Source organism: Oceaniovalibus guishaninsula JLT2003 (genome assembly GCF_000299575.1).
In the GTDB taxonomy this organism is placed as follows: domain Bacteria; phylum Pseudomonadota; class Alphaproteobacteria; order Rhodobacterales; family Rhodobacteraceae; genus Palleronia; species Palleronia guishaninsula.
In genome coordinates this window covers 1-20,920 of the sequence record NZ_AMGO01000054.1, presented here as the reverse complement: position 1 = coordinate 20,920, position 20,920 = coordinate 1, and the positions used below count along the sequence as shown (strand labels likewise).

Here is a 20,920-nt window from a genome sequence, read left to right as displayed (position 1 = left end):
GCCTCTTGTCGCCCTGCCCTGCCGGTGTCAATCGCCGCGCGCCTTTTCGCGCTTGACCCGCTGCGCCGCGAACCAGTCCAGCCGCTTTTTCAATTCGCGTTCATGTCCGCGATCGTGCGGCAGGTAATAGACCCCGCGCTTCATCGTGTCGGGGAAATAGTTCTGACCGGAAAACGCATCGGCGGCGTCGTGATCGTAGATATAGCCCTCGCCATATCCCTGATCCTTCATCATGCCCGTCGGTGCGTTCAGGATATGCTTGGGCGGCATCGCGCTGCCATTCTTGCGCGCGGCGGCGCGGGATGCCTTGAAGGCGGCATAGCCGGCATTCGATTTGGGCGCGAGCGCCAGATAGATGACCGCCTGCGCCAGCGCCAGCTCGCCCTCGGGGGATCCCAGACGTTCGAAGGTTTCCCACGCATCAAGACAGAACCGCTGCGCCTGCGGATCGGCCAGGCCGATATCTTCGACCGCCATGCGCGTGACGCGGCGCGCGATATAGCGCGGATCCTCGCCCCCTTCCAGCATGCGCGACAGCCAGTAAAGGGCGGCATCGGGATCGGAGCCGCGAACGGATTTGTGCAGCGCCGAAATCAAATTGTAATGCGCATCGCCGGTCTTGTCGTATTGCGCCGCCCGCCGCGACAGCCGCTGCGACAGCGTGGCGATGTCGAGGGTGCCCGACGGCTTCCAGACGGCGATCTGTTCGATCAGGTTCAACAGCGTCCGCCCGTCGCCATCGGCCATTTCCAGCAGCGCCGACCGGGCAGCGGGTTGCAGCGGCAAGGCAGCGCCCAACAGGGATTCGGCACGGCGGGCCAGAAGCTCCATCTCGTCGGGGCCGAGGCGGTGCAGCACCAGCACCTGCGCGCGGCTTAGAAGCGCGGCGTTCAGTTCGAAACTGGGGTTTTCGGTGGTCGCGCCGACCAGCAGGATCGTCCCATCCTCCATATAAGGCAGAAAGCCGTCCTGCTGCGCCTTGTTGAAGCGATGAATCTCGTCCACGAAAAGCAGCGTGCCCCGACCGTTCGCATGCCGCAGCCGCGCGGCGTCGAAGACCCGGCGCAGGTCGGGAATACCGGTGAAGATCGCGCTGATCTGGACGAAATGCAGATCGGTCTCGTCCGCCAGAAGCCGCGCGATGGTGGTCTTGCCGACCCCCGGCGGCCCCCAGAAGACCAGCGACGACAGCGCCCGCGCGTCAAGCATCGTGCGAAGCGCGCCGTCCGGTCCCAGCAGATGCGCCTGGCCGATGACGTCGGCCAGGCGAGAGGGCCGCAGCCGGTCGGCAAGCGGCCGCGGCGCGCTCGTTTCCGGCTGGGAGGGCGCCGTGTCGAAAAGGTCAGGCATGACCTGCTATATATTGCCTTCAGAATGAAAAAGAAGGCAATTCGACGGCGCCCTCAGCCGCCGGGGAACGGAGCGCCTAGTGCCGGGTTTCGCCGAAACGCATGGCGACGACCTGATTGTTGACGCCCTCGATTTCCATGACTGGACCCATGGCGGTCATGTCCACGCCGACCCGGCCCGCCCATCGCGGCCAGTTCGCGTTGAGCAGCGTCAGGCAGGACGTGGCACCCAGACCCCGCGCGGAATTGGCCAGTTCCTTGACCAGCCAGGCATGGACGCTGCGCCTGCGGTTGGCGGGAACGTCGTGGGACACGAAAAGCCGCGAGCTTTCCCAGACATCGGGGGCGACCGGCGCCTCGTCATACAGCAGATCCTCGGGGATGGTGGCCAGAAGGCCGCGCTGCGCGTCGCGGATCATGTAGCTGTAGATTCCGCAGCTTGCCGTCGTGGGCGTCAACCGGTTGCCGGCAAGAACCTTGCCGTCCTCGTCGTGAACGACCACCCAGCGGCTGGCGGGGGTGTCGTACTGGTCGTATTCCATTCCCATCGCATGGGGCAAATCCCAATGATTGTGCTCGATGAAAAGCTGATGCCGCGCGCGCAGCATGTTTGCGAACAGTTCGCCGTGATTGTGAAGATTGGCGAAGGAAAGAGTCGTGGTGAGCATGATGTGCCTCCGATGATTGCAAGCAGGGAGAATCCCCGCAATTGAATCTATCTACAGGCGAGCGATACGCGAGACTCCTTAACAAAACGTCGCTAATTCAAAGCAGATTATAGTCCTTGGCGCGCTGGATAGCCTCGGCCGTGGTGCGCGCGCTCAGCCTTTCACGGGCCCCGGCAAGACGCAGCTTCAGCGCGCTTTCGGAGATCCCCAGCATGTCCGCGGCGGCGGCATGGCGATTGCCGTCGGCCACGATTTTCAGCGCCTCGATCTGCGCCTTGGTCAGCCGCGCCGTGGGTTCGGCCAGATCGTGCAGGGCGGCCACAACGGCGGACATGGCCTTCATCTCGGCATCGGTGAATTCGCGGTCCGACCGCGCCAGGCTGGCCACGGTCCGCGACATGATGGGACCAAGCGAGACTGTCGCGCCATAGCGCAAGCCAAAGCGGCGCGCCTCGTCGAAGATGCCGAACGGATCGGGGATGCGGCTGTCGGACCAGCGGGTCGTTCCGGTCTTGGTGAACGACCACGCGGTCATGGGGTCGCGCAGCACATAGCCGTTGGCCGCGTAGTGGTCGGACCAGTCCCGATTGTAGGTTTGGTAAAGCAGCACCGGCGTCGTGAAGCGGATGTGCAGCGCGAGGAAATAACCGGCTTCGGCGAGGTCGCCGAGACGGTCCAATTCACGGTCGAATTGTTCGCGATCCAACATGGCGCAATTTGCGCGGAACGGCCGAATTAGTTCAACAACCCATAATGGTTTATGACGCTACGGCATCCGGCGCACGCTGGCGGAACCGTGCGAATATCCGCCGAAAAAGGGCGGATATTCGCAGATTGTGGCCTATTCGGCGTAGGATTCTTCCTGTTCCAGACGGGCGCGGTCGGCGGCGCCCTTGGCGTCGCGGTCGCGGTCGACCAGTTCGACAATGGCCATCGGAGCCATGTCGCCATAGCGGAAACCGGCCTTCAGGACACGGACATAGCCGCCCTGGCGTTCGGCATAGCGGGGGCCCAGAACCTCGAACAGCTTGGCCACGTGGATGTCCTGCTTGAGACGCGCGGCGGCCTGGCGACGGGCGTGAAGATCGCCGCGTTTTCCGAGGGTTATGATCTTGTCGATGATCCGCTTGAGCTCTTTCGCCTTGGGCAGCGTGGTCTTGATCTGCTCGTGTTCGATCAGCGATCCGGCCATGTTGGCGAACATGGCCTTGCGGTGTTCGTGGGTGCGGTTGAGGCGGCGATAGCCACGGGCATGACGCATTTTCACAGTCCTTCTTTTGTGCTTTGTCCGGCGGTCAGATGCGTGTCTGCCGCTTCATTGGGGCGGGATTGCCCATATTCAAACCGTAAGACTTCCGTAAGAGTCCCGTAGGAGGGGCGGTGCCCCCCTGCGGGAGAGGGTCAGAAGCTGTCCTCGAACTTCTTGGCCAGATCCTCGATATTCTCGGGGGGCCATTCTTCCACGTCCATGCCGAGGTGCAGCCCCATGCCCGACAGCACTTCCTTGATCTCGTTCAGGGACTTGCGGCCGAAGTTCGGCGTGCGCAGCATCTCGGCCTCGGTCTTCTGGATCAGATCGCCGATATAGACGATGTTGTCGTTCTTGAGGCAGTTGGCCGACCGGACCGAAAGCTCCAGCTCGTCCACCTTCTTGAGCAGAAGCGGGTTGAATTCGAGGCCGCTGTCTTCGTCCGAGCGGCTGGCGCTTTCGGGTTCGTCGAAGTTGACGAAGATCGAGAGCTGGTCCTGGATGATCCGCGCGGCATAGGCCACGGCATCGTCGGGGGTGATCGAGCCGTCGGTTTCCAGCTTGAGCGTCAGCTTGTCGTAATCCAGAACCTGCCCCTCGCGGGTGGGCTGCACGTCATAGCTGACCTTGCGCACCGGCGAATAGATGGCGTCGATGGGCATGAGGCCGATCGGCGCATCCTCGGGGCGGTTCTTGTCGGCGCTGACATAGCCCTTGCCGCTGTTGACGGTCAGTTCCATGAACAGATCCGCGCCCTCGTCGAGGTGGCAGATCACATGGGCCTTGTTCAGAACCTCGATCCCGTTGGTGACGGAAATGTCGCCGGCGGTCACGACGGCCGGCCCCTTGGCGGAAATCGAGATGCGCTTGGGCCCGTCCACATCCATCCGCAGCGCCACGCCCTTGAGGTTCAGGACGATGTCGGTCACGTCCTCGCGGACGCCGGCGACCGAGCTGAATTCGTGCAGGACGTTGTCGATCTGGACGGCGGTGATGGCGGCGCCCTGAAGCGACGACATCAGCACCCGGCGCAGCGCGTTGCCGAGCGTCAGGCCGAAGCCGCGTTCCAGCGGTTCGGCGATGACCGTCGCCTGACGCTGGCGGTCGTTGCCGGGCTTGACCACCAGTTGCGTCGGCTTGATCAGTTCCTGCCAGTTCTTGTGAAGCATGTGTGTCTCCTCAATTCCTGCGGACGGCCCATGCCGACGATCCGCACCCGAGGTTGAAAACGACAAGGGCGGGCCGCGCCTGACCAGCGGTCGGCACGGCCCGTCCAGGAACAGGAACGTCAGACGCGGCGGCGCTTGGGCGGGCGGCAGCCGTTATGCGCCATCGGCGTCACGTCGCGGATCGACGTGATGTTGAACCCGGCAGCAGCCAGCGCGCGCAGGGCGCTTTCGCGGCCCGAACCCGGCCCCTGAACCTCGACCTCGAGGGTGCGGACACCGTGTTCCTGCGCCTTGCGGCCGGCATCCTCGGCCGCCATCTGGGCGGCATAGGGGGTGGATTTACGCGATCCCTTGAAACCGCAGGTGCCGGCGGACGACCAGGAAATGGCGTTGCCCTGCACATCGGAAATCAGGATCTTGGTGTTGTTGAACGAGGAATTCACATGAGCAACGCCGGCGGCGATGTTCTTGGAGACCTTCTTCTTGGTGCGGCGCGTATCGCGTGCCATGTCGAAAGCCCTCCTCTATTTCTTCTTGCCGGCGATGGCCTTCGCGGGGCCCTTGCGCGTGCGTGCGTTGGTATGGGTGCGCTGGCCGCGAACCGGCAGGTTGCGGCGATGACGCAGACCCCGGTAGCAGCCCAGATCCATCAGGCGCTTGATGTTCATCTGGGTCTCGCGGCGCAGATCGCCCTCGACCGTCAGGTTTTCGTCGATATATTCGCGAACCTTCAGAACCTCGGCATCGCTGAGTTCGTTCACCCGGCGCGACTGGTCGATACCGGTCGCGTCGCAGATCGTGCGCGCGGCGCTGGGACCGATACCGGTGATGTAGGTCAGGGCCACGGGGACCCGTTTTGCGGTGGGGATGTTGACCCCGGCGATACGTGCCAAGAGGTATCTTCCTTTCGTTGCGGGCCCGTGATGCCAGGCCCTTTTTTCACAACGCAGGCCCGAGGCGGTCGCCACGGGCCGGTGCTGGTTCGAGATGCGGCGGCGGGGCGCGACCCCTGCATTCACCATTCCCTAACGGGATGGTGGCCATTAGAGGAGATTCGCCCGGGCGTCAAGCGGATGCGGGCTGCCGGGTTTCGTCAAGAATCGCCGCGATCCTCTCGGCGACGTCGGCCATCGGGGCGAGGCCGTCGATGGGGCGCAGGGTGCCCTTGCAGTGGTAATAGCCGATCAGGGTCGATGTCTTCTTGTAATACTCCATCAGCCGGGTTTTCAGCGCCTCTTCGGTGTCGTCGGCGCGGCGGCGGAAATCGGAGGCGCCGCAATTGATGCACTTGCCGTCGGCGGGCTGGGGGCGGGTGATGTCGTTATAGACCTCGCCGCACTGGCCGCAGGTGGACCGGGCGGTGATGCGCTGGACGAGGGCGGAATCGTCGACTTCCATCGCGATGACGGCGTCGAGATGGTTTCCGGTGCGATCCAGCAGCGCCTCGAGCGCGTCGGCCTGCGCCAGCGTGCGCGGAAAGCCGTCGAAGATGAAGCCGCCGCCCTGATCGTCGCGCATCCGTTCCTCGATCAGGCCGATGACGATCTCGTCGGTGACGAGCTGGCCCGAATCCATGATCGCGGCGACGCGGTGGCCCATTTCAGTGCCCGATGTCCGCGCCTCGCGCAGCATGTCGCCGGTGGAAAGCTGCGTCATGCCGCGCTGTTCGACCAGGATGCGCGCCTGCGTTCCCTTGCCCGCCCCCGGCGGTCCAAGAAGGATGATGTTCATTTGCGGGTGCCCCCTCTGACGGGGCGTGACGTGCCCCTGCCCCCTTTGGTGGACGTCCGGCGCTTGCCGCGCAACTGCGATTTCTCGATCAGGCCCTCGTATTGGTGGGCCAGCATGTGCGACTGGATCTGCTGGATCGTGTCCATCGTGACGCTGACGACGATCAGCACCGAGGTGCCGCCGAAATAGAACGGGATGGCGAATTCGGCGCGCAGGAATTCGGGCAGAAGGCACACGGCGGTGAGATAGGCGCTGCCCAGCACGAGGATGCGCGCGACGACATAGTCGAGATAATCCTGCGTGCGCTTGCCGGGACGGATGCCGGGGATGAAGCCGTTCTGGTTCTTGAGGTTCTCGGCCACATCCTCGGATTTGAAGGCGACGTTGGCGGTGTAGAAGTATGTGAAGAACACGATCATCGCGCCGAAGAACAGCAGGTAGAGCGGCTGGCCCGGCCCGAAATAGGCGAGGATCGTGGACATCACGGGGCCGGTCTGCCCGCCGCTGAAGGTGGCAAGCGTGGTGGGCAGCAGCAGCAGCGACGAGGCGAAGATGGCGGGGATGACGCCGGCGGGGTTGACCTTGATCGGCAGATGCGAGGAGCCGCCGTCATAAACCTTCATCCCGACCTGGCGGCGCGGATACTGGATGTGGATCTTGCGCAAGGAGCGTTCCATGAACACCACGAAGGCGATCACAGCCACGACCATGACGATGACGGCGACGATGATGGCCGGGCTGATCGCGCCCGAGCGGCCGGAGGCGAAGAACTGCGCCAGGGCGGCGGGAACTTCGGCGATGATGCCGACGAAGATGATGAGGCTGATGCCGTTGCCGATGCCGCGCTGGGTGATCTGTTCGCCCAGCCACATCAGGAACATGGTGCCGCCGACCAGCGTGATGACGCAGGCCACGCGGAAGAACCAGCCCGGATCGGTGACGAGGCCCCCCGCCTCGAGCGACACGGCGAGGCCGTAGGCCTGGAACGTCGCCAGGAACACGGTGCCGTAACGGGTATACTGGTTGATCTTCTTGCGACCCGCCTCGCCCTCTTTCTTGAGCGATTCGAGCTGCGGGACCATCGCGGTCATCAACTGCACGATGATCGACGCGGAGATGTAGGGCATGATCCCCAGCGCGAAGATCCCCATGCGCGAAATCGCGCCGCCGGTGAACATGTTGAGGATGCCGCCGATGCCGGTGGCCGCCTGATCCATGAACTGACGCAGTTCCAGCCCGTCGATGCCGGGCACGGGGATGTAGGTGCCGAGGCGGTAGACGCAGAGCAGGCCCAGGGTGAAGAGGATGCGCGCCCGAAGCTCGGTCGCCTTGCCGAAGGCGCCCCAGCTCATGTTCGCGGCCATCTGTTCGGCGGCTGATGCCATTATCGGTCTCTTTCAAGCAGGACGCCGCGCCATCCCCCGGAGGGACGCGCGGCGTGTGAAAACCCGTAAGACGAAGGCGGGCGGACGTGTCGCCGCCCGCCGCCCGTCACTCGGCGGCCGCCGCGCTGGCCGGGGCCGTGACGGTCAGGGTGCCGCCCGCCTTTTCCACGGCCTCGATCGCCGACTTGCTGGCGCCGGTGACGGTCAGCGTGACGGCGGTGGTCAGGTCGCCCTTGGACAGCACGCGGATACCGTCGCGGCGCCGGCGGATCAGGCCGCTATCGACAAGCTCGGTCTCGGTGATTTCGGCGCCCAGCTTGCCGGCGTCGATGAATTTCTGGATCAGGCCCAGATTGACGACGGCGTATTGCTTGCGGTTGGGCTTGTTGAAGCCGCGCTTGGGCAGACGCTGATAAAGCGGCATCTGGCCGCCCTCGTAGCCGTTGATCGCCACGCCCGAGCGGGATTTCTGGCCCTTGACGCCGCGACCGGCAGTCTTGCCCTTGCCCGAACCGGGGCCGCGGCCGACGCGCATCCGCTTCTTGGCGGCGCCGGGATTGTCGTGAAGTTCGTTCAGTTTCATCGTCGCTCTCCTGTGGGCCGGACGCGCCCCGCGAGCGGGATGGGGCGGACGCGGCATGATACGAGTCCGTGCGGACCCGCGGCGTATAGACCGCAAGGCGGAACGTGACAAGGCGGTGCCGAAGGGCGCCCGCCACGGGATCGGCAGGGACAGCGGCGCTTGCCAGACGGGACGCGCCCGTGCTGGTATCGAACACATTCCGGTTATCGACAGAATCCCCCTGCCCGCCGACCGCATACACATTCACGCACCGAGCGGAGATTTCCTTTGGACGACCGCAATTTCGACAAGGTTTCGGGCGATGCCCCGGCGCAATCCTACAGGCTGCTGCGACGCATGCTTCCCAAGGCCCTGCACCCCTATGCGCGGGGGGTGCGCAAGCGGCTTCTGCGGGGCAAGGCCCGCAAGGAGGAGCCGTTCCAGACGGTTTGGCCCTATACGCAGGTCTCGCAGAAGCGGCAGGATTCCATCCTCGACCGCACGACGGCCCTGATCGCCGAAGGCGTCCCCGGCGATTTCGTGGAATGCGGCGTTCTGGACGGCGGCACCGCCGCGATCATGGCCTATGCCGCGCGCCACGACGAAAGCCGCCGGGTGCATCTGTTCGATGCCTGGGAAGGATTGCCGCAGGCGACCGACGAGGATGGCGAGGGCGCGGCGGTCTGGGTGGGCGATGTGGTCGGCAGCCCCCGCCGGGTGATGGCGGTGCTGCGCAAGGTCGGCGCGGCGATGGATCGCGTCACGGTGCATCGCGGCTGGTTCGACGACACGCTGCCCGTGGCGGATGTTCGGCAGATCGCCTTCCTGCATGTCGATTGCGACTTCTATGCGCCGGTCAAGCTGGTGCTGAACACGTTCGTGCCGCGTATGGCGCCGGGGGGTTGGGTTCAGATCGACGATTACCAATCCTTCGAGGGGTGTCGCCTTGCCGTGAACGAATTTCTGGCCGACCGGCCGGACATCGCGTTAATCGACGACCGCCGCGCCGGCGGGGCGACGGTGTTCCGCATCCCCTGACGGTTTGCGCGCTGTTAACCGATTGACTCCGAACCGCTTGATCCGCGCCCCAATTCGATTGATCTAGACCGGCAAGGCTGCGACGCGGCGCCTTTACCGGAGAGAGTCATGAACCGCTGCCTGCCGATTCTGGGTCAGGTCGCCAAGCGGCTGCGGCCCATGCGGGGGCTGGACGCCGCCGCCGTCGAGGTGATCGAGGAACATCCCGCCGAGCGGCGGCACACGGGGGCGGTGCTGACGCTGCCCGAGGATCGCGCGCTGCCGACCGGCGCCGACGAGGGCCGGAGCGTCGCCGAAGAATGGCAGCGGGTGGACGGGGGCGCGGTGACGCATCAGGCGACGATCCGCTATGTGCTGAAGGATGTGCTGGCCACCCCTTTCGGGTTCTTCAGCGGGCTGGACGCCTTCGCGCGCTATGGGCCGATCCGCTATCGCGACCTTCTGACGGCCAGGATCGAGCGGCGCGAAAAGGGGTTTTTCGCCGCGATCCCGGTGGCGCAGCGGTATTTCGGTCACTGGGTGACGGATGCGCTGACTACCCGGCTGCTGCGGCGGCCGGACGAGGATCTGTATCTACCGGTGAACCCCGGCTGGCCGCATGCAAGGCAATATGTCGAGTTGCTGGGCATCGATCGGGTTCAGGCGGATTTCGTGCAATTCGACACGCTGTCCTATTGCCGCGATATCGGGCAGAATACCGGGCGCGCGGCACGGCTTGCACGGCTGCGGGCGGAAGTCCGGGCGATCGCGGGCGATGCCGGGGTCGCGGGGGTGTTCCTGCGGCGCGGGCGGACGGGAACCGACAGGGTTCTGCTGAACGAGGACGCGCTGGCCGATGCGCTGGCGGCACGCGGTTTCGCAATCACCGACACGAGCGACGATCTGCGCGGCATCTGGGCGGCGGCGGGCAATGCGCCGGTGACGGTATCGATGGAAGGAAGCCACTGGATGAACGTCTTCCTCGCCTCGCGCGAGGATGCGGTGCACGTCATCGTCAACCCCGCCGACCGTTTCAACAACGTCGCCGCCGATTACGTCAACGGCACGCCCGGCCTGATGGCCACGACCGTCGCCGTCAAGCGCGACGGCGGCTATGTCGCCGATATCGACAAGGTGCTGCGGCTGATCGAGATGGGAATGGCGCGGCAGCGGGAAACGCGGGCCTGAACGAAAATACCCCGCCGAAGCGGGGTATGTCCGTGACTGCGCGAAGGGCCGGTGTCAGCCCTTTTCCTCGACGATCGTGACGAGGTGGGGGATGGAGTTGACCATGCCGCGGACGCTGGGCGTGTCTTCCAGTTCGCGCGTGCGGTGCATCTTGTTCAGGCCCAGACCCTTCAGCGTGGCGCGCTGGATCTTCGGACGGCGGATCGGGCTGCCGATCTGCTTGACGACGATTGTTGCCATGGGATCAGGCCTCCTCGGCTACCTGGTCGGACGAATGGGTGGCATCCTCGCGCTTGGGCAGGATGTCGGCGACCTTCTTGCCGCGGCGCTGGGCGACGGAACGGGGGCTGGCCTCGTTCACCAAACCGTCGAGCGTGGCGCGGATCATGTTGTAGGGGTTCTGCGACCCGATGGATTTCGCCACCACGTCCTGAACGCCCAGCATCTCGAACACGGCGCGCATCGGGCCGCCGGCGATGATGCCGGTGCCCTGCGGAGCGGTGCGCATGAACACCTTGCCGGCACCGTGGCGGCCGTGGGTGTCGTGGTGCAGCGTGCGGCCGTCGCGCAGCGGCACGCGGATCATGTTGCGCTTGGCGGCTTCGCCGGCCTTGCGGATCGCCTCGGGGACTTCCTTGGCCTTGCCCTTGCCGAAGCCGACGCGGCCGCGCTGATCGCCCACGACGACCAGCGCCGCGAAGCCGAAGCGCTTGCCGCCCTTGACGGTCTTGCTGACGCGGTTGATCGCGACCAGGCGGTCGGCGAATTCGGGCGTCTCGTCGCGGCGGCCGCGACCGCCGCCTCTGTTGTCGTCTCTGGCCATGTCGGCTCCTGATCTGTGCCCGTCGGGCGGTGTGGTCTCGATCCTTGGTGGGCGGATGCCCCCGGATCATCGAGGCGGCAGCGTGCCGCCTGCATCTTCGGTTCGTCCCCGGCGATCCGGCCGATCCCCAGGGCCCTGTCCTTACAGCTTGAGCCCGCCCTCGCGCGCGGCTTCGGCAAGGGCCTTGACCTTGCCGTGGAACAGGAAGCCGCCGCGGTCGAAATAGGCGGCTTCGACGCCTGCGGCCCTAGCACGTTCGGCGATGGCCTGACCGACCTTCGCCGCGGCTTCGACGTTGTTCTTGCCGACGATGCCCAGTTCCTTCTCGAGCGAGGAGGCCGAGGCGAGCGTCACGCCGTTCACGTCGTCGATCAGCTGGACGCTGATGTTCTTGTTGCTGCGGTGCACGCTGAGGCGCGGACGCCCGGCATTCACCTTGCGCAGCTTGTTCCGGACGCGCAGACGGCGCTTCAGGAACAGATCCCGTTTACTGTTGGCCATGTCCGGTCCTTACTTCTTCTTGCCTTCCTTGCGGAAGATGGATTCGCCCTTATAGCGGATGCCCTTGCCCTTGTAGGGTTCGGGACGGCGCCAGTCGCGGATGTTGGCGGCGACCTGGCCGACGCGCTGTTCGTCGATGCCCTCGACCACGATCTCGGTCTGCTTGGGGGCGGTGACGGTCACGTCCGACGGCACTTCGAAGTTGACGTCGTGCGACAGGCCGATGTTCAGGCGCAGGACATTGCCCTGCATCTGCGCGCGATAGCCGACGCCCTGGATTTCCAGTTCCTTGCGAAAGCCGGTCGAGACGCCGGTGACGAGGTTGTTCACGACGGTGCGCGACAGGCCCCATTGTTCGCGCGCGCGCTTGGACTTGCCGCGCGGCGTGACCGACACGGCGCCGTCCTGCATGGCGAGCGTCACATCGTCGGTCGCGGTGAAGCTGCGGGTGCCCTTGGGGCCCTTCACCTCGACCGTCTGGCCGCTGATCTTCGCTTCGACACCCGACGGAAGCGGGACGGGGCGTTTTCCGATACGAGACATCCTGCCCTCCTCAGAACACGGTGCAGAGCACTTCGCCACCGACATTCGCGGTGCGTGCCGAAGCGTCGGACATGACGCCCTTGGACGTCGAGATGATGGATACGCCAAGACCCTGACGCACCGACGGCACGTCGCGGGTCGCCATGTAGACGCGGCGACCGGGCTTGGAGACGCGCTTGATCTCGCGGATGACCGGCGCGCCGTCGTAGTATTTCAGGCTGATCTCGATTGCCGGATGGCCGTCGGCCCCGGTGACTTTCTCGTAGCCGCGGATATAGCCTTCGTCGGCCAGCACGTCGAGCACCCAGGCCCGCAGCTTGGACGCGGGCGTGACCACCGTGGATTTGCCGCGCATCTGCGCGTTGCGGATCCGGGTCAGCATATCGCCAAGAGGATCGTTCATAATCTATACCCCCCTTACCAGCTCGACTTGACCATGCCGGGTATCTGGCCGTCAGAGCCGAGATCCCGCAGCGCGATCCGTGACATTTTCAGCTTGCGGTAATAGGCGTGGGGCCGTCCCGTCAGCTGGCAGCGGTTGTGCAGCCGCGTCGCGCTGGAATTGCGCGGCAGCTTGGCCAGCTTGAGCTGCGCCTTGAACCGTTCGTCCATCGGGCGGCTTTCGTCGCGGGCCACGTCCTTGAGCGCCTTGCGCTTGGCGGCATATTGCTCGACCAGCGCCTGACGCTTCTTTTCGCGTTCGATCATGGATTTCTTCGCCATGTGTCCGGTCCTCTTAAGCTGTGAAGGGCATGTTGAACTGCTTCAACAGCGCCCTGGCCTGAGCGTCGTCGGACGCGGTTGTGCAAATCACGATGTCCAGACCCCAGACCTCGTCGACCTTGTCGAAATTGATCTCGGGGAAGACCAGATGTTCCTTGAGCCCCATCGCGTAGTTGCCGCGCCCGTCGAAGGATTTGGGCGACACGCCGCGGAAGTCGCGGATGCGGGGCATCGCCACGGTGATGAGACGGTCGAGGAATTCGTACATGCGGTCGCCCCGCAGCGTGACCTTGGCCCCCAGCGGCATGTCCTCGCGGACGCGGAATCCGGCGATGGATTTCTTGGCCTTGGTGATGACGGCCTTCTGGCCGGCGATGGTGGTCAGGTCGTCGGCGGCCGTCTTGGCCTTCTTACTGTCGCGGACGGCCTCGGACCCGGCGCCGATATTCAGGACGATCTTGTCCAGGCGCGGGATCTGCATGTCGTTGGTGAAGCCGAATTCCTGCTTCATCGCGGGACGGACCGTTTCGCGGTAGAAGGTCTTGAGGCGCGGGGTATAAGTGGCGGTGTCGAGCATCAGATCGTGTCCCCCGTGGTCTTGGCGAAGCGGACCTTCTTGCCCTCTTCAAAGCGGAAGCCGACGCGCGTGGGCTTGCCCGCGGAATCGACCAGAGCGAGGTTCGACAGGTCGATGGGCATCGCCTGCGGCACACGGCCGCCCTGGCTGGTCTGGCTTTGCTTGGTGTGGCGGATCGCGACGTTGACGCCATCGACGATGGCCTTGCCGCGGGCGGGCAGAACGGTGGTGATCTCGCCCTGACGGCCCTTGTCCTTGCCGGTCAGAACGACGACCTTGTCGCCCTTTTTCAGTTTCGCAGCCATGTCACAGCACCTCCGGGGCGAGCGAGATGATCTTCATGAAGTTCTTGGCGCGCAGTTCGCGCACGACCGGCCCGAAGATACGGGTGCCCACGGGCTCGCCCGCATTGTTGAGAATGACGGCGGCATTGCGGTCGAAGCGGATGGCGGTGCCGTCCTCGCGGCGCACTTCCTTGGCGGTGCGCACGACGACGGCCTTGCGCACGTCGCCCTTCTTGACGCGGCCGCGCGGAATCGCCTCTTTCACCGACACCACGATGATGTCGCCGACAGAGGCGTATTTCCGCTTGGATCCGCCCAGAACCTTGATGCACTGAACACGGCGTGCGCCGGAATTGTCAGCGACATCCAGATTGGTCTGCATCTGGATCATTTGGTTTCTCCCGACCTTTGGAGGGCGACGCGCGCCTCATCCCCAGGGTTTCGTTCAAACCGGGTGTGACGGCCCTTAGGAGGCGATCACCTCCCAGCGCTTGGTCTTGGATTTGGGGGCGCATTCCTGGATGCGCACCTGATCGCCCACGTTGAAGGCGTTCGCCTCGTCATGGGCGCGGTACTTCTTCGACTTGCGGATCGTCTTCTTCAGCACCGGATGCGTGAAGCGACGTTCGACCGAAACGGTGACGGTCTGTTCGTTCTGGTTGCTGGTGACGGTGCCGGTCAGGATGCGTTTGGGCATGAATCAGGCCTCCGTCGTCTTGGCCGCGGCGGCGGCCTTCTGGTTGAGCACGGTCTTGACGCGCGCCACGTCGCGGCGGACGTTGCGCATCTGCGCGGTATTGTCGAGCTGGTTCGTCGCCTGGCGGAAGCGCAGGTTGAACGCCTCCTTCTTGAGGCTGGCGAGGCGATCGCGCAGCTCGTCCGGCGTCTTGGAATGAAGTTCGGTGGCGTCCATCGCCGCGGATCCTTTCAACATCACCGGAAGGCCCCGAAACAGGGTCACCTCGAATCCGGTGGAGTGGGTGGTCCGGTGCGTCTAGGGGTGTTGTGGCCCGGACGCAACCGGAATCTCGACCGATGCGCACGATCCCTTGCCGCGCGGCGCCGCGTCGGTCATCGGTAGCGCAACCGGCGGGGGAATTGGCGTGGAATGCAGAGTATGCGGCGCAAGGATGCGTCCCTGGTTCGACGTGCCCGGCGACTGGCGCAAGCCCGACAGCGACCGCAGCTTCGCGATCTGGCGCTGCGATGCGGACGGTTATGCGGGGGTGGCCCCCCTGCCCCCGCCCGACGTGCTGGCCGATCATTACCGGATCGACGATTATCACACCCATGCCCCCGCCGGCGTGACGCGCCATCGCCGCACCACGTTGGGCTTTCGGGTTCTGGAGAAGCTGGCCTGGTTCGCCGATCGGGGCGTGACGGGGCTGGAGGACCTGGCGCGCGATTTGCCGCCGGGCGCGCGGGTGCTGGATATGGGCGCGGGGGCCGGCGATGCGATGCTGGCGCTGGCGGCGATGGGGCATGACGTAACGGGGGTGGAGCCGGACCCGAATGCCGCGTCGCGCCGCGCGGATTTTCCGCTGACCGTCCATGCGGGAACGGCCGAGGCCGTGCCCGATGCCGTGCCGCGCGGCGCGTTCGATCTGGTGCTGTGCAAGCATGTGCTGGAGCACACGACCGACCCTATCGCCGCGCTGGAACAGATGCGCGGATTGCTGCGGCAAGGCGGGCGCGCCGTGGTCGAGGTGCCGAATGCCGATTGTCTGGATTTTCGCATGGCGCCGCTGAACTGGCAGCATCTGGGGGTGCCGCGCCATCTGACGCTATGGACCGGTCGCAGCCTGCGCGCGGCGTTCGACAAGGCGGGATTCGGCGCGGTCAATCTGCGCTGGCGGCATTACCGGCGGCAGGTGGCGCAAAGCTGGGCCGCGTTCGGGCGGCCGATGATCGGGTTCTATCGCGACAGGGGCGCCTATCGCATGACGCCGAAGGAACGGACGGCGCTTTACTATCCGCTGCTGCTCGCGCTGACCGTCGCTGCGCCCGCGCGGTTCAAATACGACAGCATCTGCGCGATCGCGACCCGCCGGGATTGACCGGCGACGGAACGCGAAAGGGCGAGGCATCGTGCCCCGCCCTGCATTGATTCCGATGACCGGCTGTTCACCAGTCTTCGCGGATGACCGTTCGCGTCTTGATCGGCAGCTTCATCGCGGCGAGGCGCAGCGCCTCGCGGGCGGTGGCTTCGTTCACGCCGTCAAGCTCGAACATGATGCGTCCGGGCTTGACCTTGGCGGCCCAGAAATCGACCGATCCCTTGCCCTTGCCCATCCGCACCTCGGTCGGTTTGGACGAGACGGGGGTGTCGGGGAAGATCCGGATCCAGACGCGGCCCTGACGCTTCATGTGGCGCGTCATGGCGCGGCGCGCGGCCTCGATCTGGCGCGCGGTGATCCGCTCGGGCTCGACCGCCTTGAGGCCGAACGTGCCGAAGTTCAGATCCGACCCGCCCTTCGCCTCGCCGTGGATGCGGCCCTTGTGCATCTTGCGGAATTTGGTGCGCTTTGGTTGCAGCATCTTTTCTACTCCTTACCGGTCGCGGTCGCGGCGACCGCCGCCGGCGCCACGGGGCGCGGGGCCATCCTGCAATTCCTGCGCCTTGCGGTCGCGGGCGCCCGGATCGTGCTCGAGGATCTCGCCCTTGAAGATCCAGACCTGGATGCCGATGATGCCATAGGCGGTCTTGGCCTCGACGCGGGCGAAGTCGATATCGGCGCGCAACGTGTGCAGCGGCACACGCCCCTCGCGATACCATTCGGTGCGCGCGATCTCGGCACCGCCGAGACGGCCGGCCAGGTTCACGCGGATCCCCAAGGCCCCCATGCGCATGGCGTTCTGCACCGACCGCTTCATCGCGCGGCGGAAGCTGACCCGGCGCTCGAGCTGTTGCGCGATGCTTTCGCCGACGAGATAGGCGTCAAGCTCGGGCTTGCGGACCTCGACCACGTTGAGGTGCAGTTCCGACGCGGTCATCGCGGCCAGCTTGCGGCGCAGCGTCTCGATATCCGCGCCCTTCTTGCCGATGATGACGCCGGGACGGGCCGTGTGGATCGTGACGCGGCACTTGCGGTGCGGACGTTCGATGATCACGCGGCTGATGCCGGCCTGCTTGCATTCCTCGCGGATGAATTCGCGCATACGGATGTCTTCGAGCAGAAGATTGCCGTAATCCTTGGTGTCGGCATACCAGCGGCTGTCCCAGGTCCGGTTGACCTGAAGCCGCATTCCGACGGGGTTGACCTTGTTGCCCATCAGGCATTCTCCCCATTCATTTCGACCTGCCGGACCTTGATCGTCAGTTCCGAGAACGGCTTGACGATACGGCCGAACCGTCCGCGCGCCCGCGGGCGTCCACGCTTCATGGTCAGGTTCTTGCCGACCCAGGCCTCGGCGACGATCAGTTCGTCCACGTCGAGGTTGTGGTTGTTCTCGGCGTTGGCGATGGCGGACTGAAGACACTTGCGGACATCGGCGCTGATGCGCTTCTTGTCGAAGGTCAGTTCGTTCAGCGCACGCTCGACCTTCTTGCCGCGGATCAGTTGCGCCACAAGATTCAGCTTCTGCGGGCTGGTGCGCAGCATGCGGACCTTGGCCATCGCCTCGTTCTCGGGCAGGCGGCGGGGTTGCTTTTCCTTGCTCATTTGCGCTTCGCCTTCTTGTCGGCGGCATGGCCGGTATAGGTCCGGGTCGGCGAATACTCACCGAACTTCTGACCGATCATATCCTCGGACACGTTGACCGGGATGTGCTTCTTGCCGTTGTAGACGCCGAAGGTGAGGCCCACGAACTGGGGCAGGATGGTGGACCGGCGCGACCAGATCTTTATGACCTCGTTGCGGCCGCTCTCGCGGGATTTTTCGGCCTTCTTGAGGACGTAAGCGTCGACGAAGGGGCCTTTCCAGACGGACCGGCTCATATCAGCGGCCTTTCTTCTTGGCGTGACGCGAGCGGATGATCATCGCCTGGCTCGCCTTGTTCTTGTTGCGGGTGCGCGCGCCCTTGGTGGGCTTGCCCCACGGCGTGACCGGATGACGGCCGCCCGAGGTGCGGCCCTCGCCGCCGCCATGCGGGTGGTCGATCGGGTTCATCACGACGCCGCGGACCGAAGGCCGCTTGCCGTAATGGCGGTTGCGCCCCGCCTTGCCGATATTCTGGTTGCTGTTGTCGGGGTTCGAGACCGCCCCGACCGTCGCCATGCATTCCTGGCGCACCAGCCGCAATTCGCCCGAGCTGAGGCGGATCTGCGCATAGCCGCCGTCCCGGCCGACGAACTGGGCATAGGTGCCGGCGGCACGCGCGATCTGGCCGCCCTTGCCGGGCTTCAGCTCGATGTTGTGGACGATCGTGCCGATGGGCATGCCCTGGAACGGCATCGCGTTGCCGGGCTTGATGTCGACCTTGGACCCGCTGACGATCTTGTCGCCCACGGCCAGCCGCTGGGGCGCGAGGATATAGCGCTGCTCGCCGTCCTCGTACTGGATCAGCGCGATGAACGCGGTGCGGTTGGGATCGTATTCGATACGCGCGACGACCGCGGACATATCGTGCTTGGTCCGCCGGAAATCGACGATCCGGTAGAGACGCTTCGCCCCGCCGCCCTTGCGGCGCATCGTGATCCGTCCGGTGTTGTTTCGACCGCCATGCTTGGACAGACCCTCGGTGAGGGCCTTGACCGGACGGCCTTTCCACAGCTCCGAACGGTCGATCAGCACCAGCCCGCGCTGGCCCGGCGTCGTCGGCTTGTACGACTTGAGTGCCATGCTTTCTGTCTTCCGTCTGCTTGTGCGGGCCAGGTCGGCCCGGATGTGAAGGGCCCCGCAGGTCCCCGAAGAAAAAAGGACCGGCCCCGGAACGCGCCGGGGCCGGATCGGTGCGGCCTGATATTAGAGACCGGTGGTCACGTCAATCGTGTTGCCCTCTTCGAGCATGACATACGCCTTCTTCACGTTGCGGCGGGTGCCGAGATTGCCGCGGAAGCGCTTGGTCTTGCCCTTGGCGATGGAGGTGTTCACGGCCTTGACCTTGACGTTGAACAAAGCCTCGACCGCTTCCTTGATCTGCGGCTTGGCGGCATCCATCGCCACCTCGAAGACGACGGCGCCGTTTTCGGACGCCATGGTCGCCTTCTCGGTGATGATCGGCTTGCGGATCACGTCGTAATGTTCGGGTTTCGCGCTCATTTCAGCCTCGCTTCCAGAGCTTCGACGCCGGCCTTGGTGATGACCAGCGTGTCGCGCTTGAGGATGTCGTAGACGTTGGCGCCCATGCTGGGCAGAACGTCCAGACCTTCGATATTGGCCGCGGCCCGCGCGAAGTTCTCGTTCACCGCGGCACCGTCGATGATCAGCGCGCGCTTCCAGCCCATCTTGGCGATGCTTTTCGCCAGCGCGCCGGTCTTGGCTTCCGCCATGTCGATACTGTCGAGAACGACGAGATTGCCGGTCGCCGCCTTGGACGACAGCGCGTGCCTGAGCCCCAGCTTGCGGAACTTCTTGGTCAGGTCGTGGCCGTGGCTGCGCGGGGTCGGGCCCTTGTAGACACCGCCCTTGCGGAAGATCGGCGCGTTGCGGTCGCCGTGGCGTGCGCCGCCGGTGCCCTTCTGGCGATAGATCTTCTTGGTCGAATAGGACGTCTCGGAGCGGGTCTTGACCTTGTGCGTGCCCTGTTGCGCGTTGTTACGCTGCCAGCGCACCACGCGGTGCAGGATGTCGGCGCGCGGTTCCAGCCCGAAGATCTCGTCTCCGAGATCGACGGAACCGGCGTTGCCGCCGTCGAGGGTGATCACGTCGAGTTTCATTTGTCGTCTCCCTCGGTCGGCGTGGCGTCGGAATTGTCGGTGTCCGACTTCTCCTCGGCGATGTCGGCCTGCGCTTCCTTCAACGCGGCTTCCTCGGCTGCGGCCTGCTCGGCTGCCAGGCGCTCGGCCTCGGCGGCTTCGGCGGCGGCGGCTTCCTCGGCGGCGGCCCGTGCCAGACGTTCGGCCTCCTCGGCGGCGGATTTCAGCGCCGCGGGGTAGATCACGTTGTCGGGGACGGGCTTCTTGACCGCGTCCTTGATCGTGACCCAGCCGCCCTTGGAGCCGGGAACCGCGCCCTTGACCATGATCAGTCCCCGGTCGGCATCGGTCTTGACGACCTGAAGGTTCTGCGTGGTCACGCGGGCGGCGCCCATGTGTCCGGCCATCTTCTTGCCCTTGAACACCTTGCCCGGATCCTGGCACTGGCCGGTCGAGCCGTGCGACCGATGGCTGATCGACACGCCGTGCGACGCGCGCAGGCCGCCAAAATTGTGCCGCTTCATCGCCCCGGCAAAACCCTTGCCGATGGAGGTGCCGCTGACATCGACGAACTGGCCCTCGAAATAGTGGTTCGCGGTGATCTCCTCGCCGACGGCGATGAGGTTCTCGGGGGCGACGCGGAACTCGGCGATCTTGCGCTTGGGCGCCACGTTGGCCACCGCGAAATGGCCGCGCATGGCCTTCGAGGTGTTCTTGGCCTTGGCGGTGCCGGCACCGAGTTGCACGGCGGCATAGCCATGCGCCTCGGGGGTGCGCTGGGCGACCACCTGAAGCGTGTCGAGTTGCAGAACGGTGACCGGGATCTGGCGACCGTCCTCCTGGAAGATGCGGGTCATGCCCACCTTCTTCGCGATTACGCCGGAACGCAGCATCGGATCAGGCCCCCATCACTTTGATATCGACGGCGACGCCGGCCGCAAGATCGAGCTTCATCAGCGCATCGACGGTCTGCGGGGTCGGGTCGACGATATCCAGCATGCGCTTGTGCGTGCGGATCTCGAACTGGTCGCGCGACTTCTTGTCCACATGCGGCCCGCGCAGGACGGTGAACTTCTCGATCTTGTTGGGCAGCGGGATCGGTCCGCGCACCGATGCGCCGGTCCGCTTGGCGGTCGAGACGATTTCCTGCGTGCTGCTGTCGAGCACGCGGTAATCGAACGCCTTCAGGCGGATGCGAATGTTCTGGCTACCTGCCATGGTCGTATCCCTTCCAGGGGTATCGGTCGAGAGGTGGGGAGGAAACCGTTTCCGCCCCACATCGGACCGTCTTCATCGTTTCGCAGGCCGCCCCCGAAGGGGCGCGTCCGCTCAGGCGAGGATCTTGCTGACGACG

33 protein-coding genes are annotated in these 20,920 nt (G+C 65.2%); 3 read left to right on the top strand and 30 right to left on the bottom strand.

What is annotated here, in order from left to right; translation table 11 throughout:
- Nucleotides 1–27: 27 nt before the first annotated feature.
- The 10 genes from OCGS_RS12490 to rplO form a co-directional block, all read right to left on the bottom strand.
- Nucleotides 28–1,350: a replication-associated recombination protein A gene (locus tag OCGS_RS12490; protein WP_007427614.1), complete on the bottom strand. Its 1,323-nt coding sequence runs from the start codon at nt 1,348–1,350 to the stop codon at nt 28–30.
- A gap of 76 nt (nt 1,351–1,426) precedes the next feature.
- On the bottom strand, nt 1,427–2,017 hold the full coding sequence (locus OCGS_RS12485; RefSeq protein WP_007427613.1) for an acyl-homoserine-lactone synthase: 591 nt from the start codon (nt 2,015–2,017) through the stop codon (nt 1,427–1,429).
- A 97-nt stretch (nt 2,018–2,114) separates the two neighbouring features.
- Nucleotides 2,115–2,726: an autoinducer binding domain-containing protein gene (locus tag OCGS_RS12480; protein WP_007427612.1), complete on the bottom strand. Its 612-nt coding sequence runs from the start codon at nt 2,724–2,726 to the stop codon at nt 2,115–2,117.
- Nucleotides 2,727–2,858: 132 nt separating this feature from the next.
- Nucleotides 2,859–3,278: a 50S ribosomal protein L17 gene (rplQ, locus tag OCGS_RS12475; protein WP_007427611.1), complete on the bottom strand. Its 420-nt coding sequence runs from the start codon at nt 3,276–3,278 to the stop codon at nt 2,859–2,861.
- Between the two features lie 140 nt (nt 3,279–3,418).
- Nucleotides 3,419–4,435, bottom strand: coding sequence for a DNA-directed RNA polymerase subunit alpha (locus OCGS_RS12470; RefSeq protein WP_007427610.1), 1,017 nt, complete (start codon nt 4,433–4,435; stop codon nt 3,419–3,421).
- Nucleotides 4,436–4,554: 119 nt separating this feature from the next.
- Entirely contained in the window at nt 4,555–4,944 is a 390-nt protein-coding gene (rpsK, locus tag OCGS_RS12465) for a 30S ribosomal protein S11 (RefSeq protein WP_007427609.1), read from the bottom strand.
- Nucleotides 4,945–4,959: 15 nt separating this feature from the next.
- Nucleotides 4,960–5,328 carry a 30S ribosomal protein S13 gene (rpsM, locus tag OCGS_RS12460; protein ID WP_007427608.1) on the bottom strand — a complete coding sequence of 123 codons (369 nt, stop codon included), beginning with the start codon at nt 5,326–5,328 and terminating at the stop codon, nt 4,960–4,962.
- 172 nt (nt 5,329–5,500) lie between these two features.
- Nucleotides 5,501–6,166, bottom strand: coding sequence for an adenylate kinase (locus tag OCGS_RS12455; protein ID WP_007427607.1), 666 nt, complete (start codon nt 6,164–6,166; stop codon nt 5,501–5,503).
- Nucleotides 6,163–7,551 carry a preprotein translocase subunit SecY gene (gene secY / locus OCGS_RS12450; RefSeq protein WP_007427606.1) on the bottom strand — a complete coding sequence of 463 codons (1,389 nt, stop codon included), beginning with the start codon at nt 7,549–7,551 and terminating at the stop codon, nt 6,163–6,165. The genes OCGS_RS12455 and secY overlap by 4 nt, the downstream gene beginning before the upstream one ends.
- Nucleotides 7,552–7,657: 106 nt before the next feature.
- Entirely contained in the window at nt 7,658–8,134 is a 477-nt protein-coding gene (rplO, locus tag OCGS_RS12445; protein ID WP_007427605.1) for a 50S ribosomal protein L15, read from the bottom strand.
- Nucleotides 8,135–8,401: 267 nt separating this feature from the next.
- On the opposite strand from rplO, the gene OCGS_RS12440 reads away from it, so the two are divergent.
- Nucleotides 8,402–9,151, top strand: a complete 750-nt coding sequence (locus OCGS_RS12440) for a TylF/MycF/NovP-related O-methyltransferase (protein ID WP_007427604.1) — start codon at nt 8,402–8,404, stop codon at nt 9,149–9,151.
- A gap of 108 nt (nt 9,152–9,259) precedes the next feature.
- The gene (locus OCGS_RS12435; protein WP_007427603.1) at nt 9,260–10,318 is read left to right on the top strand and encodes a glycosyltransferase 61 family protein; all 1,059 of its coding nucleotides are present in this window, start codon (nt 9,260–9,262) and stop codon (nt 10,316–10,318) included.
- Between the two features lie 54 nt (nt 10,319–10,372).
- Here the strand turns inward: OCGS_RS12435 and rpmD are convergent, their stop codons facing one another.
- The 11 genes from rpmD to rpmC form a co-directional block, all read right to left on the bottom strand.
- Nucleotides 10,373–10,558, bottom strand: coding sequence for a 50S ribosomal protein L30 (gene rpmD / locus OCGS_RS12430; RefSeq protein ID WP_007427602.1), 186 nt, complete (start codon nt 10,556–10,558; stop codon nt 10,373–10,375).
- A gap of 4 nt (nt 10,559–10,562) precedes the next feature.
- The gene (gene rpsE / locus OCGS_RS12425) at nt 10,563–11,141 is read right to left on the bottom strand and encodes a 30S ribosomal protein S5 (RefSeq protein ID WP_007427601.1); all 579 of its coding nucleotides are present in this window, start codon (nt 11,139–11,141) and stop codon (nt 10,563–10,565) included.
- 141 nt (nt 11,142–11,282) lie between these two features.
- On the bottom strand, nt 11,283–11,642 hold the full coding sequence (gene rplR / locus OCGS_RS12420; RefSeq protein ID WP_007427600.1) for a 50S ribosomal protein L18: 360 nt from the start codon (nt 11,640–11,642) through the stop codon (nt 11,283–11,285).
- Between the two features lie 9 nt (nt 11,643–11,651).
- Nucleotides 11,652–12,185 (bottom strand): 50S ribosomal protein L6, encoded by a 534-nt coding sequence (rplF, locus tag OCGS_RS12415; RefSeq protein WP_007427599.1) that lies wholly within the window; start codon nt 12,183–12,185, stop codon nt 11,652–11,654.
- 10 nt (nt 12,186–12,195) lie between these two features.
- Nucleotides 12,196–12,588, bottom strand: coding sequence for a 30S ribosomal protein S8 (gene rpsH / locus OCGS_RS12410; protein ID WP_040611015.1), 393 nt, complete (start codon nt 12,586–12,588; stop codon nt 12,196–12,198).
- Nucleotides 12,589–12,602: 14 nt separating this feature from the next.
- Nucleotides 12,603–12,908 (bottom strand): 30S ribosomal protein S14, encoded by a 306-nt coding sequence (rpsN, locus tag OCGS_RS12405; RefSeq protein WP_007427597.1) that lies wholly within the window; start codon nt 12,906–12,908, stop codon nt 12,603–12,605.
- A gap of 13 nt (nt 12,909–12,921) precedes the next feature.
- Entirely contained in the window at nt 12,922–13,485 is a 564-nt protein-coding gene (rplE, locus tag OCGS_RS12400) for a 50S ribosomal protein L5 (protein ID WP_007427596.1), read from the bottom strand.
- Entirely contained in the window at nt 13,485–13,790 is a 306-nt protein-coding gene (rplX, locus tag OCGS_RS12395) for a 50S ribosomal protein L24 (RefSeq protein WP_007427595.1), read from the bottom strand. The genes rplE and rplX overlap by 1 nt, the downstream gene beginning before the upstream one ends.
- Nucleotide 13,791: 1 nt before the next feature.
- Nucleotides 13,792–14,160: a 50S ribosomal protein L14 gene (gene rplN / locus OCGS_RS12390; RefSeq protein ID WP_007427594.1), complete on the bottom strand. Its 369-nt coding sequence runs from the start codon at nt 14,158–14,160 to the stop codon at nt 13,792–13,794.
- Nucleotides 14,161–14,235: 75 nt separating this feature from the next.
- Nucleotides 14,236–14,466: a 30S ribosomal protein S17 gene (rpsQ, locus tag OCGS_RS12385; RefSeq protein WP_007427593.1), complete on the bottom strand. Its 231-nt coding sequence runs from the start codon at nt 14,464–14,466 to the stop codon at nt 14,236–14,238.
- A gap of 3 nt (nt 14,467–14,469) precedes the next feature.
- The gene (gene rpmC, locus OCGS_RS12380) at nt 14,470–14,682 is read right to left on the bottom strand and encodes a 50S ribosomal protein L29 (protein ID WP_007427592.1); all 213 of its coding nucleotides are present in this window, start codon (nt 14,680–14,682) and stop codon (nt 14,470–14,472) included.
- 217 nt (nt 14,683–14,899) lie between these two features.
- On the opposite strand from rpmC, the gene OCGS_RS12375 reads away from it, so the two are divergent.
- Entirely contained in the window at nt 14,900–15,826 is a 927-nt protein-coding gene (locus OCGS_RS12375) for a class I SAM-dependent methyltransferase (protein WP_007427591.1), read from the top strand.
- Between the two features lie 67 nt (nt 15,827–15,893).
- Here the strand turns inward: OCGS_RS12375 and rplP are convergent, their stop codons facing one another.
- The 9 genes from rplP to rpsJ all read right to left on the bottom strand — a co-directional run bounded on the left by rplP (nt 15,894) and on the right by rpsJ (nt 20,784).
- Nucleotides 15,894–16,307 carry a 50S ribosomal protein L16 gene (gene rplP / locus OCGS_RS12370; protein WP_007427590.1) on the bottom strand — a complete coding sequence of 138 codons (414 nt, stop codon included), beginning with the start codon at nt 16,305–16,307 and terminating at the stop codon, nt 15,894–15,896.
- A 12-nt stretch (nt 16,308–16,319) separates the two neighbouring features.
- Nucleotides 16,320–17,042, bottom strand: coding sequence for a 30S ribosomal protein S3 (gene rpsC, locus OCGS_RS12365; protein WP_007427589.1), 723 nt, complete (start codon nt 17,040–17,042; stop codon nt 16,320–16,322).
- Complete coding sequence (gene rplV, locus OCGS_RS12360) at nt 17,042–17,431, bottom strand: 50S ribosomal protein L22 (protein ID WP_007427588.1); 390 nt, start codon at nt 17,429–17,431, stop codon at nt 17,042–17,044. The genes rpsC and rplV overlap by 1 nt, the downstream gene beginning before the upstream one ends.
- A complete protein-coding gene (gene rpsS / locus OCGS_RS12355) occupies nt 17,428–17,706 on the bottom strand; it encodes a 30S ribosomal protein S19 (RefSeq protein ID WP_007427587.1) in 279 nt (92 codons plus the stop codon). The genes rplV and rpsS overlap by 4 nt, the downstream gene beginning before the upstream one ends.
- 1 nt (nt 17,707) lies before the next feature.
- Complete coding sequence (rplB, locus tag OCGS_RS12350; protein ID WP_007427586.1) at nt 17,708–18,550, bottom strand: 50S ribosomal protein L2; 843 nt, start codon at nt 18,548–18,550, stop codon at nt 17,708–17,710.
- A 123-nt stretch (nt 18,551–18,673) separates the two neighbouring features.
- Nucleotides 18,674–18,970 carry a 50S ribosomal protein L23 gene (locus OCGS_RS12345; protein WP_007427585.1) on the bottom strand — a complete coding sequence of 99 codons (297 nt, stop codon included), beginning with the start codon at nt 18,968–18,970 and terminating at the stop codon, nt 18,674–18,676.
- A complete protein-coding gene (gene rplD, locus OCGS_RS12340) occupies nt 18,967–19,587 on the bottom strand; it encodes a 50S ribosomal protein L4 (RefSeq protein ID WP_007427584.1) in 621 nt (206 codons plus the stop codon). Before rplD ends, OCGS_RS12345 begins: the two co-directional genes overlap by 4 nt.
- On the bottom strand, nt 19,584–20,459 hold the full coding sequence (rplC, locus tag OCGS_RS12335) for a 50S ribosomal protein L3 (protein ID WP_007427583.1): 876 nt from the start codon (nt 20,457–20,459) through the stop codon (nt 19,584–19,586). The genes rplD and rplC overlap by 4 nt, the downstream gene beginning before the upstream one ends.
- A 4-nt stretch (nt 20,460–20,463) precedes the next feature.
- On the bottom strand, nt 20,464–20,784 hold the full coding sequence (gene rpsJ, locus OCGS_RS12330; protein WP_007427582.1) for a 30S ribosomal protein S10: 321 nt from the start codon (nt 20,782–20,784) through the stop codon (nt 20,464–20,466).
- Nucleotides 20,785–20,920: the final 136 nt, after the last annotated feature.

Bases quoted from the DNA above. Each gene is read 5' to 3' on its own strand.
- OCGS_RS12490 (WP_007427614.1), bottom strand. From the start codon at position 1,350: ATGCCTGACCTTTTCGACACGGCGCCCTCCCAGCCGGAAACGAGCGCG.
- OCGS_RS12485 (WP_007427613.1), bottom strand. From the start codon at position 2,017: ATGCTCACCACGACTCTTTCCTTCGCCAATCTTCACAATCACGGCGAA.
- OCGS_RS12480 (WP_007427612.1), bottom strand. From the start codon at position 2,726: ATGTTGGATCGCGAACAATTCGACCGTGAATTGGACCGTCTCGGCGAC.
- rplQ (WP_007427611.1), bottom strand. From the start codon at position 3,278: ATGCGTCATGCCCGTGGCTATCGCCGCCTCAACCGCACCCACGAACAC.
- OCGS_RS12470 (WP_007427610.1), bottom strand. From the start codon at position 4,435: ATGCTTCACAAGAACTGGCAGGAACTGATCAAGCCGACGCAACTGGTG.
- rpsK (WP_007427609.1), bottom strand. From the start codon at position 4,944: ATGGCACGCGATACGCGCCGCACCAAGAAGAAGGTCTCCAAGAACATC.
- OCGS_RS12455 (WP_007427607.1), bottom strand. From the start codon at position 6,166: ATGAACATCATCCTTCTTGGACCGCCGGGGGCGGGCAAGGGAACGCAG.
- secY (WP_007427606.1), bottom strand. From the start codon at position 7,551: ATGGCATCAGCCGCCGAACAGATGGCCGCGAACATGAGCTGGGGCGCC.
- rplO (WP_007427605.1), bottom strand. From the start codon at position 8,134: ATGAAACTGAACGAACTTCACGACAATCCCGGCGCCGCCAAGAAGCGG.
- OCGS_RS12435 (WP_007427603.1), top strand. From the start codon at position 9,260: ATGAACCGCTGCCTGCCGATTCTGGGTCAGGTCGCCAAGCGGCTGCGG.
- rpmD (WP_007427602.1), bottom strand. From the start codon at position 10,558: ATGGCAACAATCGTCGTCAAGCAGATCGGCAGCCCGATCCGCCGTCCG.
- rpsE (WP_007427601.1), bottom strand. From the start codon at position 11,141: ATGGCCAGAGACGACAACAGAGGCGGCGGTCGCGGCCGCCGCGACGAG.
- rplR (WP_007427600.1), bottom strand. From the start codon at position 11,642: ATGGCCAACAGTAAACGGGATCTGTTCCTGAAGCGCCGTCTGCGCGTC.
- rplF (WP_007427599.1), bottom strand. From the start codon at position 12,185: ATGTCTCGTATCGGAAAACGCCCCGTCCCGCTTCCGTCGGGTGTCGAA.
- rpsH (WP_040611015.1), bottom strand. From the start codon at position 12,588: ATGAACGATCCTCTTGGCGATATGCTGACCCGGATCCGCAACGCGCAG.
- rpsN (WP_007427597.1), bottom strand. From the start codon at position 12,908: ATGGCGAAGAAATCCATGATCGAACGCGAAAAGAAGCGTCAGGCGCTG.
- rplE (WP_007427596.1), bottom strand. From the start codon at position 13,485: ATGCTCGACACCGCCACTTATACCCCGCGCCTCAAGACCTTCTACCGC.
- rplX (WP_007427595.1), bottom strand. From the start codon at position 13,790: ATGGCTGCGAAACTGAAAAAGGGCGACAAGGTCGTCGTTCTGACCGGC.
- rplN (WP_007427594.1), bottom strand. From the start codon at position 14,160: ATGATCCAGATGCAGACCAATCTGGATGTCGCTGACAATTCCGGCGCA.
- rpsQ (WP_007427593.1), bottom strand. From the start codon at position 14,466: ATGCCCAAACGCATCCTGACCGGCACCGTCACCAGCAACCAGAACGAA.
- rpmC (WP_007427592.1), bottom strand. From the start codon at position 14,682: ATGGACGCCACCGAACTTCATTCCAAGACGCCGGACGAGCTGCGCGAT.
- OCGS_RS12375 (WP_007427591.1), top strand. From the start codon at position 14,900: ATGCGTCCCTGGTTCGACGTGCCCGGCGACTGGCGCAAGCCCGACAGC.
- rplP (WP_007427590.1), bottom strand. From the start codon at position 16,307: ATGCTGCAACCAAAGCGCACCAAATTCCGCAAGATGCACAAGGGCCGC.
- rpsC (WP_007427589.1), bottom strand. From the start codon at position 17,042: ATGGGCAACAAGGTCAACCCCGTCGGAATGCGGCTTCAGGTCAACCGG.
- rplV (WP_007427588.1), bottom strand. From the start codon at position 17,431: ATGAGCAAGGAAAAGCAACCCCGCCGCCTGCCCGAGAACGAGGCGATG.
- rpsS (WP_007427587.1), bottom strand. From the start codon at position 17,706: ATGAGCCGGTCCGTCTGGAAAGGCCCCTTCGTCGACGCTTACGTCCTC.
- rplB (WP_007427586.1), bottom strand. From the start codon at position 18,550: ATGGCACTCAAGTCGTACAAGCCGACGACGCCGGGCCAGCGCGGGCTG.
- OCGS_RS12345 (WP_007427585.1), bottom strand. From the start codon at position 18,970: ATGAGCGCGAAACCCGAACATTACGACGTGATCCGCAAGCCGATCATC.
- rplD (WP_007427584.1), bottom strand. From the start codon at position 19,587: ATGAAACTCGACGTGATCACCCTCGACGGCGGCAACGCCGGTTCCGTC.
- rplC (WP_007427583.1), bottom strand. From the start codon at position 20,459: ATGCTGCGTTCCGGCGTAATCGCGAAGAAGGTGGGCATGACCCGCATC.
- rpsJ (WP_007427582.1), bottom strand. From the start codon at position 20,784: ATGGCAGGTAGCCAGAACATTCGCATCCGCCTGAAGGCGTTCGATTAC.